The following is a 17496-nucleotide window of genomic DNA, read 5'->3' on the forward strand; positions in this document are numbered from 1 at the left end:
GATATTGATGCAATGGGGGGGGGCGGGAGTTCTGTATGTTGTGTTTCTATGCCAAGAGAGTATCCCAAAGAAGGAATTAAAGTAAAAGTACGCTGGAATGCCACAGATACATTGGAAGAGCATTGGTTTGAAAAAGAAGTAAATGTTGACCCCTATTCAAGCAGGGGGGGGGATGTCTATGTGCATTTCTTACCGAATCAGAATGTCCGAGTGGTTGTTAGCAATACACATCCCATGAGCCCGGAATATCTAGGGCCAGGCATGCCCGGAGAGGAGAAGAATTAATTATGAGCACTAGTAATTTAACCCCTTTACCAGCAAAGTCTGGATTAAGTGCTGCGGAGCAATTGGCAAAAGCAGCATCCTGTTCCGTCGACAAACCTCAGTTAGCATGTCAAAAGACAGTTAATGTAGGGGTTTTCTTTGACGGTACCAATAATAATGATAAAAGAGACAGATCAGAAAAAGGTCATTCTAATATTGCTAAATTATATTCAAGCCATCGTGATGATCCTAGGGAAGGTTTTTATAGGTTATATATACCTGGCGTGGGAACTGCATTTGAAGAAATTGGTGAGCTAACAGAAAGTAGTGAGGGAAAGGCTTATGCAAAAGGAGGAGATTCAAGAATTGCATGGGCATTAATACAAGTATTAAATAGTATTCGTTTTACTTTTGATGGTAGGCGGTTATTAGAAGCAGATGAGGCAAAGGCTGCGATTAAAGATACAAATCAGCTGGCTACTTACTGGGCATTATCTAATTCAAAAAGGCAGGCTTGGTTTAAGAGGCAAGTTAAAAAATTAGAAGAAGTCATTGTCAATAAAAAACCAAAAATTGTTCAGTTAAATGTTTCTGTGTTTGGATTTTCACGTGGAGCGGCAGAGGCGCGGGCGTTTTGTCATTGGCTGGTAGATTGCTGTGAAGGAAATGGCACTTATTTGGCCGGTGTTCCGATAAAAATTCAATTCTTAGGGATTTTTGATACGGTGGCCTCTGTTGGTTTGGCAGATTCATTTCCTATCCCTGTGCAAGGCTTGATGGATTGGGCAGATGGATCCATGGAAATCCTGCCGCAGGTGCAGCGCTGCGTGCATTATGTGGCCGCAAATGAAATTCGCGCTTCGTTTCCTTTGAGTTGTGCCCGTAATGGGAAGTCTTATCCAGCTAATGTATTAGAGCAGGTTTTTCCTGGTGCGCATTCAAATATTGGCGGGGGGTATGGGCCAGGCGAGCAGGGGCGCAGCAAGGCGGGAATTGAGCATTTATTGTCTAATATACCTTTGTTGAATATGTACCGCGAGGCAGTGAAAGCTGGTGTGCCTCTAAAGCCATTGAGTGCTTTAAAGCCAGAGATTCAACAAGATTTTAAAATTAGTGAGCCATTGCGCCTTGCATTTAATGCCTATGTGAAATATAGCGCAATTAAAACGGCTAAAGTTGAGGATATGCTAGATGGGCATATGCGTTTTTATAGGCGGTATAAAGCTCAGATTGGTAAAAATGAAAGTAAATTAATCAATGTTAAAGATCAGGATAAGCTTGATTTAGATGAGGCATCAAAAGATTTTGAAAGAGACGCTGCAAAAATACGATTAGAAGCGTTGCACTACATCCCGGATTATGATCTAAAAAGAATTAAAAATGATTATATTGATATAGAAACGATTTTACCTAATGATGTTCTTGATTTCTTTTTGCAATATGTACATGACTCCCATGCTGGCTTTTATTTGGCTGGAGCAGTTACTAAATATGATAAGGAAATGGAGAAAAAAAGAGTCAAGGCTAAGGCTAAGGCATTAAGTGGTTTATATAATATATATTATAAACCCGACTATGATAACCCTATGAATACTAGCTATGTGAATAAATATAAACTCACTGAGAGTGAATATATAAATAATCAGTTAACTAAATGGGAAAGAAAAGTTTTGGCCTGTAAAGGTAGTGATTTTCCTTTAATGAGTGATCAGGATCAGTGGGATATGTTACAAGGAATGGGGGTCGTTGTTCGTGCTAATACCACTACTCGAAGAGAAGGAAGTGGCTATTTTAGGAGGAGAAATGTCTTTGATAAAAGCTGATGTGTTTTTTTGTGGTTGCTTTTGCATATAAAGATAAGATTACAATTTTTGTTTGGCTGTTGGCTTGGTTTTTTTATGGTCTAGAGTGATAAATTTATATGTATTAATTTTTTTAAATTTATATTTATTTGTTTTTTAAAGTCTTGAGTGTTTAATTAATTAGGTTGTATTTTTTAATAGTTATTGTTTATAAGGATTGGCCAATTTTCATTGTTTGTGAATTTATTAAAATATTACTGCAATTAATTTCAGATTCTTATAACTCTTCGGGACCCATCCCATGTCTACCCCCCTTAAAGCTCTTATCTCCCGCCTTACTCCTACAGCCCGCCGTGCGGTGGAGGAGGCGGCTAGTCGTGCTTTGTCGCGCACTCATTTTGAGATTGAAATTGAACACGTTGTGCTGGCGATTTTGGCTCAGGACGATAATGCGGGGGTGGCGGCTTTGCATTCCCTGGGGTTGAGCCTGGATCAGCTGGAAAAAGAGCTGGATGCCGCGCTGGATCGCTTTCGCACAGGCAATACGCGTAATCCGGTGTTATCCACCTGGCTGCCAAAATGGCTGGAAAAAGCATGGCTGCTGGCCAGTGCAGAGCTGGGGCAGGATTCGGTTTCTACTTTGGATTTGCTGCTGGCGCTGGTGCAGGATGATGCTTTACGCGCCACGGTGCAGGGCAGCTCGGCCACGCTGGCTAAGATGGATGGCAAGCGCGCTTTGCAGGGCTATGTGGCTTTGCGTCAGCATGGTAATGAGGCGGCGACCAATTCAGAAAACCTGCCAACTGGCGATGCGCCGGATATGAATCTGGATCAGCCAGCGCCACGCCGTGGCAGCCCGGGGCTGGATAAATATACGATTGATTTAACTGCGCAGGCCAAGGCGGGCAAGATTGATCCGGTGCTGGGGCGTGAAACAGAAATCCGTCAGATGATTGATATTCTGCAGCGCCGCCGTCAGAACAACCCCATTTTAACCGGCGAGCCGGGCGTGGGTAAAACCGCCGTAGTAGAGGGCCTGGCGCTTAAGATTGTGAGCGGTGAAGTGCCGCCGGTGCTGAGTGGCGTGACTTTACGCGCTTTAGATTTGGGCCTGCTGCAAGCCGGTGCATCAGTTAAAGGCGAGTTTGAAAACCGCCTGCGCCAGGTGATTGATGAAGTGAAAGCCAGCCCTGTGCCAATTATTTTGTTTATTGATGAGGCGCATACGCTGATTGGTGCGGGCGGGGCGGCCGGGCAAAATGATGCGGCAAATCTGTTAAAGCCCGCCCTGGCGCGTGGCGAGCTGCGTACGATTGCGGCCACTACATGGGCCGAATATAAAAAGTATTTTGAAAAAGACGCTGCGCTGGCGCGACGTTTTCAGGTGGTAAAAGTAGACGAGCCTGCGCCGGAAATTGCGGTGCAAATGGTGCGCGGCCTTACAGATGCGATGGCTAAACACCATGAAGTGGTGATTATGAACGAGGCGGTGGTGGCGGCGGTGAATCTGTCCAGCCGCTATATCACGGGTCGCCAGCTGCCGGATAAAGCCATCAGTGTGCTCGATACCGCCTGCGCCCGCGTGGCCTTGTCGCGATCTGGCCGCCCAGCGCCTATCGAAAATGTGGAAGTGCTGATCGCCAATATCGGGCGTGAAATCAAGGCGCTGCAAACCGAAGAAGGCCATGGTGAAAGAATTGCTGAGCTGACTGGCCAGCGCGAGATTTTAGAAGTGGATTTACAGCAGTTGCAGGCTGCATGGGCCGTGCAGCAGCAGGTGATTAATGAAATTGAGGCGCTTAAAGCTGCCGCCGCCGATGCCAAACCTGCCAAGGGCAAGAAAATCAGCCCGCTGCAAGCCAAGCGCACCGAGCTGCGCGAGCTGCAAAAGCAGCATCAGCTGGCTTATGAATGCGTGGATGAAAGCGTAATTGCCGATGTGATTTCCGGCTGGACAGGCATCCCGCTGGGCCGCATGGTCAGCAATGAATTAGAGCAGGTGCAAAAGCTGGCTGGCCTCTTGGCAGAAAGGGTGATTGGCCAGGATCACGCCTTAGAGCAAATTGCCGAGCGTGTACAGATTGCCAAGGCCAATCTGGATGATCCAGGCAAGCCTAAGGGCGTGTTTATGCTGGTTGGCCCTTCTGGCGTGGGTAAAACTGAAACTGCGCTGGCTCTGGCTGAATCTTTATACGGTGGTGAGCGTAATCTGATTACGATTAATATGTCAGAATACCAAGAGGCGCATAGTGTGTCCGGCCTGAAGGGCTCGCCTCCGGGTTATGTGGGTTATGGCGAGGGTGGGGTGCTCACCGAAGCCGTGCGCCGCAAGCCTTATTCGGTGGTGTTGCTGGATGAAGTCGAAAAAGCCCACCCTGATGTGATGGAGCTGTTTTTCCAGGTATTTGATAAGGGCCTGCTGGAAGACAGCGAAGGGCGCGAAGTCGATTTTAAAAACACCATCATCCTGCTGACATCCAATACCGGCACCGATCTGGTGATGCGTGCCTGCGAGCATGGAGTAACAATTGAAGATGTAACGCGTGACCCGACGGCCGATGATCTGATTGAAATTTTGCGCCCAACCTTACAAAAAGCCTTTAAACCGGCGTTTCTGGGCCGCCTGACTATCGTGCCTTACTTCCCGATTTCGGATGAAGTATTGCGTAAGATTGTAGGGCTGAAGCTGGCTAAAATCGCCCGCCGTATTGCGCAAAACCATGGTGCGGTGCTGGAATATCCGGCTGAACTGGTGGATTCAATTGCCAACCGCTGCATGGATGTAGACAGCGGCGCGCGCGATGCAGATGCCATTCTGACCCGCGCCGTGCTGGCGCAGATTTCCACTGATTTGCTGGCCAGAATGTCGGCAGGCAAGCCGGTGAAAAAGATTGTGCTTTCACTTAAAAACGACGAAGTAAAAGTGAAAATCAGCTAAGCAGTTATAGCGCAAGGCAAGGGCAGGTGGCTTAGGGCTGCCTGCCCTTGATGGCGTTTTTATTCGTTTAAGGAATTTTATATGTTGGGAACACTGGGGCTGTTTGGCGGGCTCTTTGCTGGCTGGTGGCTGTTGCTGTGGTGGGGCTTGCCCATCAGCTTTCAGAAAATGAGCCCAACGGCCATGCTGCTGACACATCTGGCCCCGCCGGTGATCTTTGGTGTGGTGTGGCGCATCTGGCAAAAAATACGCGAATCCCGCATCGTGCAGGCACAGGCTGCTGGCCAGGAAGCGGCCGAAGCAGACCGGCAGGCCCAGCGTGAAGCCGCTAAGCAGCAGCATTATGCGGCGCTGGCAGAGCGGCAGATTAAATCGCTTTGCCGTGGCGTATGGGCACTGGCTTTGCCGGTAAAAGACGCGCCGGCCTGGCTGGAAGAAATCCCCGATGGCGCCTACTGGACCGCGCTGGAGCGGGATGAAATCAGTACAGATGCAGAAACCACCGGGCAGGTTCAGCAGACTTTGCAGCAGCTCTTAAGCGATGTTTACACTACTGCGCCAGGGGCCGCCTGGTTGCCGCATTATTTTGAAGCCAACCCGCAGCTGGAAGGGCGTGAGCAGCTGGAAATGCTGAAACAGGCCCAGCTGCAAGCAATTGCTAATCAGGATTTCGAAGAAAACTCACCCAGCCCTGAGCCGCGTTTCTTTCCTGGCTCCGGCGCATTAATGAGCCGCGTTCAGCAGCTGTTTCAGCAAGACCCCGGCCTGCCCGGCATGGTGGTTTATGCCGCCGATGCACCGCTTTTAACGCGTGGTATTCCGGAAGACGAGTGGGATGAGCCAGGTGCCGATCAGGAAGAAGCGAATCAATGGCTGGGAAAACCAGGCTATGCCGCCGTTGCCATGATCTTTTTGCGGGACAACCTGCCGGTGCCAGAGCCAGTCAGTACGCAGGAAACCAGCCAGGATGCTTACACGCCTTACTGGGAAAAGCAGCAGCATTATGGCGACGAGCGCTGGGGACGCGTGCCCTTGCAATGGCAGGATACGCTGGCGCAATTACCCGTGCTGGCCGAGCTGCGCCTTGGTGAGCAAGCCAATATTGTGCATAAGCAGCTGCTGCCTATGACAAGGCAAATCCATGCCCTGTTTGATAATGCGCTGGTAAATGCGGGCCTGCGGGATTATCCCTTCAGCAGTGATGATAAAGACGAGGCCAAAGATCAGGCAGAAAGCATTGCCTGGCTGGTTCACAATAGTGGCGATGTGGATGTGGGCGGCACGCGCCTCGCCGCAGTTTCATCCGCCCTGCAGCAATATGCCGTGCCATTAAACCCGATCGATGACGCCAGTAATTGCGTGCGCGAATGGGGCGATGTGGGCTCGGCAAGGTCTGTGTTGCAAATGGCCGTGGCCGTAGTGCACAGTGCCCGTTTAGCTGCACCAGCCGTGTTAACAGAATTTGATCGCCAGGGTGATACCGAGCATTTCAGCGTGGCCCTGATCAGGCCGCAGGAGCAGTCTGCATGAAAAAAGTCATTCGCATTGGCGACCCGACCAGCCATGGTGGCGTGGTCATCAGCGGCGCATCTAAAACCGTTTTATTTGGAAAAGTAGTGGCATTGCTAGGTGATAAAGTAAGCTGCCCCGTGCCTGGCCACGGCATTTGCCCCATTGTTGAAGGCGATCCAAGCTGGCTGATCGATGGAAAACCTGTGGCGCTGGAAGGTCATAAAACATCTTGTGGCTCAGCGCTGATTTCTACGATGCCAGAAATGGGTAAGGGTTAGTACCTTAAATATGACATTTGGGAAAATATTTTAATAAAATTGCACCTTAATTAATAAAAACGGACAAAAAATGTGGTCAAATTGTCCGCTGCAGATCGTTTTAAATTTCCATTGCTAGCCCTGAAAGTCAGGCTCAAACATGCTTGTGCCTGGCTTTGGGGCCTGCTGTTTTAAAATATTACCCATTTGCTTTATCTGCGATGAGTTTAAACTGACCGCTTAATTCAGCAGATTGCTTGTAAATAAAGGATTTAATCATGAAGAAATCAGAAATTGTTTTAGCCTGCTCGGCGGTGTTTTTTGCCGGGATACTGACAGGGTGTACAGATCTTCCGACGCAGCCAGCTACTACAGCATCCGCTACATCATGGTTAAAAGCACCAGAAGTCCCTGTGGTGGCGCTGGGTAAGCCATATATGCTTAAATTTGAAAAAATGTCTGCCAAGCTTACACCGCAGCAAGAAGAAATCTTAACTGCGCTGGCTCCTCAGCTTAAAGACGCCAAATCGATTATTTTGCGTGGCTATTGCAGTAAAAGAGATATTGGCAATGCCAAAGATTCTGCATTGGCCCGCGCGATCAATGTAGAAAAATTCCTGGTGACCCAGGGTATTGTGGACCAGAAAATGAGCCTGCGTTATAACACCGACGATGCTGAACACGCAGTTGAGCTGGAAATCGGTGGTTAATCTTTTTGCGGTAAGCGCAAGCCATGATCCATCAGGCTAAGCGCTATTGCTTTTGCAGTAAGGGCGAAACCCGCGGGCAATGCTGAAAAATACGCGGTTTTCGCCAGCCATCAGCCGGTACAAAGTTTGCAGGCATGCAGCCGCCTTATGGCAATTGCTTGATTTAATGCATTTAAGGCGGCTGTATTAATGGCTGTATCCTGGCGCTTAATCGTTGCGCTTGATATCCAGCAGCTCGTTAAGCTGTCCCAGCGTTGCATCGTCTTTAATCACCGATCCCAACCATTCTTCCAGGCTCATTTCTGCCCATTTAGCTGCGCGCTCGGCCAAGAGGGCTACGGGGCTGTGCGGCTCGTGCTGGCGGAAGTAGCGGGCTACTTCAACCAGTTGGCGCACGGCATCTGCGCGGCTTTGCAGCGGGCCCTGGCGGGTTGGAGCGGGGCTGTGGCTGATGGCCTGTGGGGCATGGTTGCTTGGCTGGCTTTCGTGGCTGATCACAGGTGCAGGCTCATGGTGGGCGGGGGAAGAAGATGGCTCGCCCCATTGCAGACGCAGGCGGTTAACAACTTCAAGGCAGGCATTGAGCGCATTGCGTAATTCGGCAAAATTAGGCGCAGCAAAGCCAAAGCGATCGTCGATGCGTTTATCCAGTGCGTGATAAGCCTGCTGGGTGTGTTCAAGCTGGGTATGCAGCTGTTTAAACCAGCTGGCACCACTGGCGTTGACGCTTTTATCAAAGGTTTCACCAGCGAGCTTGCCTTCGGCCAGTGCGGCTTCTTTGGCCTGGCTGTCTTTCAGGCCCATGTTTTCTACTTCACGCGATTCCTGCCACTGCTGCCAGTTATAGCCGCCGTGAATCGGATCAGTCAGCGGCACTTCGCGCAGCGCCATGCCCATCTGATTATTAAACCACTCCAGCTTGCCTACCCGTTCGTCTAAATCATTGGGATCGTATTCCGGATAAGCGGTTTCCCAGTAATGATCCAGCAGGCCGTCCAGCACTTGCAAGGCCAGATGGGCACCGGCAAAACCACGGGTTTTAACCAGTGCTTCGCCATACCATGCTGCCAGTTGAAAATCTTTGCTTTGCTGGCTGAGTGCCTGTTTGCAAAGTTGAATCACTTTGCTCCAGTCGGCGGTTTTTAATTGCTGGCCCCAATCGCCCTGAGAGAGGCTGGGGTCATCCGCACGGCGGGCTTCGCGGATTTGATCAAAGAGAGCGGAATAGCCCAAATCCTCACCAGCGGGCTGATCTGCAGAGATGGGGGCCAGCAAAGTGGCCAGTTTATCTTGGGTTGTCATGGCGTTTCCAGAGCTTTTAAAAGAATGTCAGGTCTGTCAATATGGTGTTTTAATTACAACAGCTTGTCATTACACCTGGGGTTAAATTTATCAATAGGGTAACAATTCCTTTCATTATTACTCAGTATTGCCTGATAATGTCAGCTTAATACGGGCCGATGGTATATTTAATATTGACGCGGAATCTGCTCGTTATATTTATTCACTCCCGAAAGACAGTGCCTCATGCTTGATTCATTATTGCCGTATTACGAACGTGAGCTGAGTTTATTACGCGAATTGTCGGGCGAGTTTGCCCGCCGTTACCCTAAAATTGCCGGGCGGCTGCAATTAGAAGGGGATCAGTGTGAAGATCCGCATACTGAGCGTCTGATTGAATCATTCGCCTTTCTTGCCTCACGCATTCATAAAAAGCTGGACGACGAATACCCTGAAATTGCCTCCAGCTTTTTAGATGTGCTCTATCCGCATTATCTGCGGCCGATTCCATCGTCCAGCATTGTGCAGTTTGAGTGTGATCCCCTGCGGCCGGAAATCGCCAAACGCTATGTGATCGAGCGTGGTCAGCCTGTGCATGCGCCAGCCATTCAGGGCGTAACGTGTAAATTCAGAACCTGCTATCCGGTAGATCTTTATCCTTTGTCTTTATCAGACGCCAAGCTGGAGTTATGCAGCAGCTCGCCTAATTTGCGCCGTATCGCGCCCGATGCAGCCGCGGTGTTAACACTGGAATTTAATACTCACGGCAATTTACCTGTCAGCAGTATTAATTTGCAGTCGCTCAGATTATTTCTGGATGGCGAGCCTGCGCTGATGCATCTGGTGTACGAGCTGTTGCTGTCAGGCACTACACGTTTGCGCGTGGGCGATGGCAGCGATGATCCGGCCCGCACCCGCTTTTTGCCTGCTGCTGCAATTGCACCGGTCGGTTTTGGCCGTGATGAAGGCGTGCTGGAATACGACGAGCGCTCCTTTCTGGGCTATCGCTTACTGACCGAATATTTCAGCTGCCCGGATAAATTTTTGTTTGTGGATATTCAGCAGCTGAGCGATGTGGCGCAAACCATTTCGGGCAGCAAGCTGGTCATTCAATGCATGATTCAGCGCTGGCCCGATACCGAGCGCCATGCACGCCTCTTACATCATTTGCAGGCTTCACATTTCAAACTGGGCTGCACGCCGATTGTGAATCTCTTTGTGCAGGCGGGTGAGCCCATTCGTGTGACCCACCAGAAGGCCAGTTATCCCGTTGTGCCCGATGCACGCAAGCAGCATGCTTTTGAAGTGATGCAGCTCAGGCGCGTGGTGCGGGTAGAAAAAACCGGCAGCCAGGAAAGCAGCGAAGAAGTTCTGCCGTTTTATGCAATCCGGCACGGGGTGAGTAAAGAAGGCCCTAAATTTTACTGGCACGCCAGCCGTGAGGCTTCACCTCGTCAGGATGATAAAGGCACAGATTTAGAGCTGCATCTGGTTGATCTGGATTTCAATGCCGTCAGGCCAGGGGCCGAGGTTTTAAGTCTGGAATTACTCTGCAGTAATCGTGATCTGCCCGAGCTGATTCCTTTTGGCGGCAGCCAGTCTGGGCAGCATATTGATTTCAGCCTGCCGGGGCATTCGGTGGTGAAGCGGGTGAAGCTGCTGCGTAAACCAAGTAACAGCTTACGTCCGCCGCAAAAACGCGGGCTGCAGTGGCGCCTGGTTTCGCATCTGTCGCTTAATTATTTGTCTTTGATTGAATCGGGCCGCTCTGCCTTGCAGGAAATGCTGGTGTTGTATAACCAAACCGATTCACCAGTGAATACCCGGCAGATTCAGGGGATCAGCGCCATCAGCAGTGCACCGGCCGTCACACGGGTTATGGGCCGGGATTTTGCGGGTTTTGTACGCGGTACCGAAATCACCCTGACGCTGGATGAAGAATATTACGTAGGCGGCAGTATTTATCTGTTTGCCAGTGTGCTGGAGCGCTTTTTTGCACTGTATTGCTCGCCAAACAGCTTTACCCGCCTGCGGGTAAAAACCAAGCACGAAGAGCTGGCTGCATGGCCTGCACGAGCAGGTGAGGCTTTGGTTATTTAATGACTCATCTTTGTGTATCAAACGGGAGAGCGCTGCATGGCCAGCTCTAAACACCCTCGTCATCTGGATCAGGAGCTTCTGGCCAATCCAACCGGCTTTGGTTTTTTTCAGGCGGTACGGCTTTTGGGTTTATCCGCCAGAAAGCGGGGCGACCGGCGCGGGCCTTTACCTTCGGGCCTGCGTTTTCGCACCCTGGCTAATTTGTCTTTCCCTGCCAGCGAAATGACCCGCTACACCGCCGTGCAAACCGAAGACGGCGAGCTGAACGAGCTGGAAGTCGCATTTATGGGTCTTACCGGCCCCAGCGGCGTTTTGCCCACCAGCTATACCGAGCTGCTGATCGAGCGCCGCCAGCAGTATCGCGATCCCACCCTGCATGCCTTTCTGGATATTTTCAGCCACCGCTCTATTGCCTTGTTTTATGGCGCATGGAAAAAATATCGCTTCTGGCTGCAAGCCGAAAGCGGCGAGCAGGACGGCTTTAGCCGCAATCTGCTGGATTTGGGCGGTATGGGCTTAAGCGCATTGCGGGCGCAAATGGGGCAGGGCGCGCTGCATGATGAAAACCTGTTTATTTATTATGCGGGACTATTAAGCCAGAAACCGATGTCCAGCCAGGCGTTGGTTACACTGATCGAAGGTTTTTTTGGCTTCAGGGCCGAGCTGGTGCAGTTTGCCGGCCAGTGGATGAATCTGCCCGAAGCAGAGCAAAGCCAGCTGGGCGGTGCATCCTGCGAGCTGGGCGTTTCTGCCTTTGCCGGGGACAGAATCTGGGACAGGCAAACTAAGCTTAATTTGCGCCTTGGGCCACTGCGCTGGGCTCAGTTTTCTGCCCTGCAACCTAATGCCGATGCCGCGCATTCGCTCAGAGAGCTGCTTAAATTTGCTCTGGGCCACAGCCTTGCCTGTGATGTTACTCTGGTTCTGGATCAGCGCGATGTTCCGGTGGCACAGCTGGCCGCAGAGCCTGTGGTGCAATTAGGCGGCAGCTGTTGGCTGGGCGCTCAGGATCATCATCCAAGCGATATGATGTTTTGCCTTCTGGAATAGCAAGTTGCTGCTAAGCTACAAGTGATCAACCGGCTCATAAGAAGGCTGTAATGGAAAAATTTCCTCATCATCTTAATGCGCTTTTTGCCCAGCTGGGTCTGGCATCCGGCGATGACGATATCGCGGCCTTTATTATGAAACACGCCCCTCTGCCTTCGCATTTCTCCCTGCTGGAAGCGCCTTTCTGGACAGAAAATCAGGCCGCATTTTTACGCGAAGAGCTGGAAGAAGACGCCGATTGGGCAGAAGTAATCGATCAGCTTGATGTGGCTTTGCGGGCGATGCCATAGCCGCAATGAAACACGCGGTGCACACGGCAAAACCGCGCCAAATCGGCAGGCACAGAGCACACAGCTTTAAAAAGCAGAACTCAGAGAAAACCAAACGATGTTGCTGAGGGCGGTTTTAAAGCCCTCTCAGCGCACTCGGGTTTTTTTAGTTCGCTGCGTGTGCAGATTTTTTTGAGTCGCAGAGCCCGCTTTAGTCATCCCATCCCGCGTAGGTGGGCAGCGTTTGCCAGCATTGCAACTGCCGCGCTTCAATTTGCAAGGTAGTCTGATTGAGCAGCCAGCTGGCCAGGCCGCCGCGGATATAGGCCAGCTCATCGCCACACATTCCCACCAAATCCCGCGTCAGCGCTGCGGCTGCAAGGTAGATTTCACCTTCGATAATTGGCGCTGTAGCAAGATAGTATTGCTCTTCAATCAGCGCCAGCCAGTAAGCACGCTCTTCCTCCGCCAGCACCGCCACCGTACCACGCGGCTTAGCCGCCAGCTCTGTCGCAACTAAATGGCCAACGGCCTGAAACCACTGCCAGTTTTCAATCGTATGCGTATCAACGCCATAGCAGGGGATATCGGTATTGATGGGAAACACAGGGCTAACCTTTATTTAATGCAGGAGGGGATTGTAAGCGAAAACGCTCAATCTAAACCCAAATCTTAAAACGTCATATTAAGCATTGGGGGATTTCGTCATTCCCGGGTGTTTTTATCGGGGATCCTGTGGCGCTGCCGGATCCCCGATTGAAGCGCCCGGGGATGACGATCTAAACCGTGTTTTAAGACTTGGGTTTTCAGGCATTAAAAATCTTTCACTTCCACCACCATCAATCCCGCCCGCACGCCGGGTTTTACTTTGGGGTTGGGGAAGACCACGCGCTCTTCAGGGTGGCTTACTTTGTATTCGTAGCCGGTGTCAGATGCAATCAGCGTGCCTTGGGGATAGCGGGTGAAATTGGCAACATCGTCCGGCAGGTGCAGCTTAAATGCTTCGCTGTGTTTCTCCAGCTGGCCCACCACTTTAAATACTTGATAGGGCCGGGCTGGCCAGTTGGGTTGGGTGGCGGAGACCATGCTTTGCATCAGCGCATTGATACCGGCAAAGTCATCAAGCTGGTTTTGCCCGAAAGGCTGCACCTTGCCCAGCTCCAGTGTTACTGATTGTGCGCCGTGGTGCTGGCTGGAGTGGTAAGCAAACGTGCCTGCCGGGGCATGGTTAATCAGCAGCGCACCTAAATCACAGCACTCAAGGCATTTAAGCAAATGCGTGTCGTAAGGCCGGGTCTGGTAAGGCAGCAGGCCAAAGCGGGTAAAGCTGGAAGGACGGATGGCGGTGTGCAGATCAAGGTGATAGCGGGGGCCACTGGCTCCGGCAAAAAACTGCGCCATCGCCGCTTCAATTTGTGCGGCGCGTTGTGCATCACGGCTTTCCGGCAGGCGGGTATGGCGGTGATCAAACAAGCGGTTGAGATCGTCATCTAAATAGCGGTCGCTGGTCCGCATCGCCGCGACATTGCCCAGCAAAACCAAAAGCCGCACGCCTGGCGTCAGCTGCCCGCTTGCCAGGTCTTTAACCAGGGCATTAAGCAGCTCAATCGGCGCAGTCTCGTTGCCATGTATCCCAGCGGATAAAACCAGGCTCTGATCGCTGCCATGATGCGGCACAAATTCCAGCATGCCCTCACCCAGAAAATGCCAATGCACCCCACTCGCCAGCGTGCCTTTGACGATATCGATGGGATGATCTTGTAAGGTAAAGCTCAGGAAATCAGCAAGAACAGGGTGAGTGTGTGGCATGGGCGGGGTCCTGATAATGAGCAGCAAAATCTGTAGACACTGAGCACTCTGAGTAAAAAAGCAGAACACAGAGAACACAATGAAATATTGGAGGCAAGCGGAGCGATTAGATTCCCGATAAACCCATTCTGGAATGACGATTTTTTGTTCTGCTGGAAAATCGCAAATTGCTCAACGACAAGACGTCATTTTAAAGGTTTTCTTCGTGTGCTCTTTGTTCTCACCGTTCTCTGTGTCTGCAGATCTTGATCGTTATTAAAATATTTAAAAGCAGGCCAGTAAAGCCTGTACCGGATGGCGGAGTGTGGTTTTGTCTATGAGTTTAACCTGGCAGCGGCATGAGTAGCCGGTAGCCAGCAGGTTTGGCCCTTGCTCCGCCACAATTTTAGCCCAGCTTTGCGTGTAGATTTGCTTTGATTGTTGTCTGTGATCCGCCTCGTGGCCAAACGTGCCAGCCATGCCGCAACAGCCTGCTGGCTGGGTACTGAGCGAGACGCCCAGCGCAGCAAATACTTTATTCCAATCGCTGAATGCGCTGGCGACATTGGTTTTTTCGCTGCAATGCGGGATCAGCGTAAAGGCGGCGGTTTTCAGCTTCAGATCGGGTGCTTGCTGAGCAAATTGCCCGGCCAGCCATTCTTGCAGCAGCGCCACTTTAGGCGGATTTGCCAATGTTTTGGCGTATTCGCTGCGGTAAGTCAGCGTCATCGAAGGATCGATTCCCACCAGCGGCACGCCGTTTTGGGCGAGTTTTTGCAGCATGGCGCTGTTATCCGCCGCCGCACGCTTAAAGCGGTCTAAAAATCCGTGCACATGCAGCGGTTTGCCATTGGGTTTAAACGGGGCAAGCTGCGGGGTGAAGCCGAGTTTTTTAAGCAGCTCGAACACATCCAGCACCAGCTGAGTTTCAAAATAGCTGGTGAAACCATCCTGCACGATGATTACAGAGTTAGCCTGATATTGCCCGTTCGCCATGGCAAAGCCACGTTGCAGCAGGGTGGCTTGCAGATTAACGCCGGTAAGCAGCGGGCTTTCGATCAGATTAAGCCGCTGCATGATATTGCGGGCCAGCGGATTGCTCATTACGGCGTTGCAGAGCTTGGGCGCTTTGGCCATCACGGGCAGCGCAGCTTCCAGGCTGGCAACGAAGTAATCTTTGGCGGGGCGCAGATAGCGGCCGTAGTAGAGCGACATAAATTTAGAGCGCAAATCAGGAATATCCACCTTCACCGGGCATTGCCCGGCGCAAGATTTACACGCCAGGCAGCCGTTCATGGCCTCCATGACTTCCTCTGAAAAGTCGCCTTGCTTGTTCAGGCTGTTGATTGCGCGCCGTAACAGACTGGCGGGTTTTGTGGCTGTTGGATCAACCCCTTTCGCCGCTAATTGCCGCAGCCATTCGCGCATTAAAGAGGCGCGGCCTTTCGGGGAGTGGCGGCGCTCTCTTGTCGCTTTCCACGACGGGCACATCGCATCGTCAGTGTCGAAGTTATAGCAAGCGCCGTTGCCATTGCAATGCAGCGCGCCATCGTAATCTTTTTGGACATGAATCGGGATTTGCCGGTCATACACGCCACGGGTGGGCGATTCATCAATCCTGATTAAATCATCCGGGCTGGCAATTTTGCCGGGGTTGAGCTGATTATGCGGGTCGAACACCTGCTTGATCTGCTGCAAGCAGGGGTAGAGCTTGCCAAAAAAAGCCGGTGCATATTCGCTGCGCAGCCCCTTACCGTGCTCGCCCCAGAGCACGCCATGATATTTTTGCGTGAGCGCCGCCACGCCATCGCTAATCTTGCGCAGCATGGCAAGCGCGTTCGGCTCTTTCATATCTATTGCGGGCCGCACATGCAAAACACCCGCATCCACATGGCCAAACATGCCGTAAAACAAGCCGTGCTGATCGAGCAGTGCTCTGAATTCATGAATATAATCGGCCAGATTTTCCGGCGGCACGGCGGTGTCTTCTACAAAGGGGATGGGCCTGGCGTTTCCGGCGCGGTTTGCTAACAGGCCAACCGATTTTTTACGCATTCCCCAGATGCGTTTTACTGCCGCATCGCCATGAGCCACGGTAAAGCCCAGCCTTGCGTCGTCTTGCAGGCCTTGCTCAATATGGGCGATTTGCGCGGCGAGATCGTCTTCCGTCTCGCTCAGCACTTCCAGCAAATTAATCCCCAGAGTGGGCGTGGCGTCTTCTGGAAAAAATTCACGAATGCCGTGCCAGATTAAATCGCCTTTGGCGAGCTGCAAAATGGTGGAATCTACGGTTTCGATGGAGGCCGCACCCAGCGCCATGAGATGCGGCGCATCGCGTAATGCCGCATCAAAGCTGGCATAGCGGATATTGATCAGCGCGCTGAATTTGGGCAGTGGCAGCACATTCAGTTTGGCTTCAACAATCAGTCCCAGCGTGCCTTCCGAGCCGCATAAAATCGCGTTCAGATCAAACTGGCCGGTATCGTTATAAATATGCGCCAGATCGTAGCCGGTCAGGCAGCGGTTGAGCTTGGGAAAAGTGGCCGTAATTTGCTGGCTGTGATCTTTATGAATTTGGGCGATCAGGCCGTGCACATGGCCAATGAGGTTGTCTTGCTCACAGACCTCTGCCAGCGCGTCGTGGCTTATGGGCTGCGAATGCCAAAGCGTGCCGTCCAGTAAGACAGTATCCAGCTCCAGCACATGATCGCGTGTTTTGCCGTAAAGGCAGGAGCCCTGGCCGCTGGCATCGGTATTAATCATCCCGCCTATGGTGGCGCGGTTGGATGTGGATAATTCGGGCGCAAAAAACAGCCCGTGTTTGGCCAGCTCTTTGTTGAGCTGATCTTTCACCACACCCGTTTGCACTCTGGCCCAGCGCTGCTCTGCGTTGATCTCCAGAATGGCATTCATATTTTTGGAGAGATCGACGACTAAGCCATCTCCCAAAGACTGCCCGTTCGTCCCCGTGCCCCCGCCGCGCGGGTAAAGTTTGATGTTGTGAAAGCGCGGCTCACCCGCCAGCTTTACTACGCGGATTACATCATCGCTGTGCTTTGGAAACACCGCCGCCTGGGGCAACAGCTGATAAACTGAATTATCCGTCGCTAAAACGGTGCGATCTGCCAGCGTACTGCTGATCTCCCCCGCAAAACCACGCAAGCGCAGCTCGCTAATAAAATCGAGGTAGAGGGACTGTGGTGCTGGTGTTTTAGAGAGGCGAGGGATCATAGATCTGGGCTGGTGAGAGGGCGTTGGGTGGCTAAGGTGCTTGCCTGCATACTTACAAGTATAGGTTTATCGCAGGGCGGGTGAAACCTGCGGGTAGTGCAATAACTGCGGGGCGTGCCTCAATCCTGTCAATTTAAGCAAAACCAGCTGGAAATGATGCTTTTATTGCTTGGTTTAGCTGGTTTATTCGCCTGTTTAAGGGCTGATAAACCAGCGTAACCCAATATTTGAGCGCAATGTTGGGTTACGCGATCATGCCTGCTAACCCTTCCGACAAATTCACTGCAGGTTGAT

13 protein-coding genes are annotated in these 17496 nt (G+C 51.5%); 9 read left to right on the forward strand and 4 right to left on the reverse strand.

Features of this window, described 5'->3' with window-relative positions; translation table 11 throughout:
• The 6 genes from HA050_RS20490 to HA050_RS20515 all read left to right on the forward strand — a co-directional run.
• A partial coding sequence (locus tag HA050_RS20490) for a DUF3304 domain-containing protein (protein ID WP_166830210.1) occupies positions 1–285 on the forward strand: 285 nt, incomplete at its 5' end.
• Between the two features lie 2 nt (positions 286–287).
• Positions 288–2087 (forward strand): T6SS phospholipase effector Tle1-like catalytic domain-containing protein, encoded by a 1800-nt coding sequence (locus HA050_RS20495; RefSeq protein WP_166830212.1) that lies wholly within the window; start codon positions 288–290, stop codon positions 2085–2087.
• A gap of 280 nt (positions 2088–2367) precedes the next feature.
• Positions 2368–5004, forward strand: a complete 2637-nt coding sequence (gene tssH / locus HA050_RS20500; RefSeq protein ID WP_166830214.1) for a type VI secretion system ATPase TssH — start codon at positions 2368–2370, stop codon at positions 5002–5004.
• An 81-nt stretch (positions 5005–5085) separates the two neighbouring features.
• Positions 5086–6534 (forward strand): hypothetical protein, encoded by a 1449-nt coding sequence (locus tag HA050_RS20505; RefSeq protein ID WP_166830216.1) that lies wholly within the window; start codon positions 5086–5088, stop codon positions 6532–6534.
• Positions 6531–6794, forward strand: coding sequence for a PAAR domain-containing protein (locus HA050_RS20510; RefSeq protein WP_099398580.1), 264 nt, complete (start codon positions 6531–6533; stop codon positions 6792–6794). Before HA050_RS20505 ends, HA050_RS20510 begins: the two co-directional genes overlap by 4 nt.
• A gap of 257 nt (positions 6795–7051) precedes the next feature.
• Positions 7052–7483, forward strand: coding sequence for an OmpA family protein (locus HA050_RS20515; protein WP_166830218.1), 432 nt, complete (start codon positions 7052–7054; stop codon positions 7481–7483).
• A gap of 207 nt (positions 7484–7690) precedes the next feature.
• On the opposite strand, the gene tssA is transcribed toward HA050_RS20515, so the two are convergent.
• Positions 7691–8785 (reverse strand): type VI secretion system protein TssA, encoded by a 1095-nt coding sequence (gene tssA, locus HA050_RS20520; protein WP_166830220.1) that lies wholly within the window; start codon positions 8783–8785, stop codon positions 7691–7693.
• Between the two features lie 225 nt (positions 8786–9010).
• On the opposite strand from tssA, the gene tssF reads away from it, so the two are divergent.
• The 3 genes from tssF to HA050_RS20535 are packed head-to-tail and all read left to right on the forward strand — an operon-like array spanning position 9011 to position 12204.
• On the forward strand, positions 9011–10864 hold the full coding sequence (tssF, locus tag HA050_RS20525; RefSeq protein WP_166830222.1) for a type VI secretion system baseplate subunit TssF: 1854 nt from the start codon (positions 9011–9013) through the stop codon (positions 10862–10864).
• A gap of 36 nt (positions 10865–10900) precedes the next feature.
• Positions 10901–11914 carry a type VI secretion system baseplate subunit TssG gene (tssG, locus tag HA050_RS20530; protein WP_166830224.1) on the forward strand — a complete coding sequence of 338 codons (1014 nt, stop codon included), beginning with the start codon at positions 10901–10903 and terminating at the stop codon, positions 11912–11914.
• A gap of 50 nt (positions 11915–11964) precedes the next feature.
• Complete coding sequence (locus HA050_RS20535) at positions 11965–12204, forward strand: DUF2789 domain-containing protein (RefSeq protein WP_166830226.1); 240 nt, start codon at positions 11965–11967, stop codon at positions 12202–12204.
• Between the two features lie 190 nt (positions 12205–12394).
• Here the strand turns inward: HA050_RS20535 and HA050_RS20540 are convergent, their stop codons facing one another.
• The 3 genes from HA050_RS20540 to ydiJ form a co-directional block, all read right to left on the reverse strand.
• On the reverse strand, positions 12395–12790 hold the full coding sequence (locus tag HA050_RS20540) for a hypothetical protein (protein ID WP_166830228.1): 396 nt from the start codon (positions 12788–12790) through the stop codon (positions 12395–12397).
• A 206-nt stretch (positions 12791–12996) separates the two neighbouring features.
• Positions 12997–13992 carry a succinylglutamate desuccinylase gene (astE, locus tag HA050_RS20545; RefSeq protein WP_166830230.1) on the reverse strand — a complete coding sequence of 332 codons (996 nt, stop codon included), beginning with the start codon at positions 13990–13992 and terminating at the stop codon, positions 12997–12999.
• Positions 13993–14256: 264 nt separating this feature from the next.
• Positions 14257–17202, reverse strand: a complete 2946-nt coding sequence (ydiJ, locus tag HA050_RS20550; protein WP_166830232.1) for a D-2-hydroxyglutarate dehydrogenase YdiJ — start codon at positions 17200–17202, stop codon at positions 14257–14259.
• Positions 17203–17496: the final 294 nt, after the last annotated feature.

The sequence above is a fragment of the Iodobacter violaceini genome (genome assembly GCF_011601265.1).
Taxonomy (GTDB): domain Bacteria; phylum Pseudomonadota; class Gammaproteobacteria; order Burkholderiales; family Chitinibacteraceae; genus Iodobacter; species Iodobacter violaceini.

Coding starts and splice junctions, on each gene's coding strand:
- HA050_RS20495 (WP_166830212.1), top strand. CDS start 288: ATGAGCACTAGTAATTTAACCCCTTTACCAGCAAAGTCTGGATTAAGT.
- tssH (WP_166830214.1), top strand. CDS start 2,368: ATGTCTACCCCCCTTAAAGCTCTTATCTCCCGCCTTACTCCTACAGCC.
- HA050_RS20505 (WP_166830216.1), top strand. CDS start 5,086: ATGTTGGGAACACTGGGGCTGTTTGGCGGGCTCTTTGCTGGCTGGTGG.
- HA050_RS20510 (WP_099398580.1), top strand. CDS start 6,531: ATGAAAAAAGTCATTCGCATTGGCGACCCGACCAGCCATGGTGGCGTG.
- HA050_RS20515 (WP_166830218.1), top strand. CDS start 7,052: ATGAAGAAATCAGAAATTGTTTTAGCCTGCTCGGCGGTGTTTTTTGCC.
- tssA (WP_166830220.1), bottom strand. CDS start 8,785: ATGACAACCCAAGATAAACTGGCCACTTTGCTGGCCCCCATCTCTGCA.
- tssF (WP_166830222.1), top strand. CDS start 9,011: ATGCTTGATTCATTATTGCCGTATTACGAACGTGAGCTGAGTTTATTA.
- tssG (WP_166830224.1), top strand. CDS start 10,901: ATGGCCAGCTCTAAACACCCTCGTCATCTGGATCAGGAGCTTCTGGCC.
- HA050_RS20535 (WP_166830226.1), top strand. CDS start 11,965: ATGGAAAAATTTCCTCATCATCTTAATGCGCTTTTTGCCCAGCTGGGT.
- astE (WP_166830230.1), bottom strand. CDS start 13,992: ATGCCACACACTCACCCTGTTCTTGCTGATTTCCTGAGCTTTACCTTA.
- ydiJ (WP_166830232.1), bottom strand. CDS start 17,202: ATGATCCCTCGCCTCTCTAAAACACCAGCACCACAGTCCCTCTACCTC.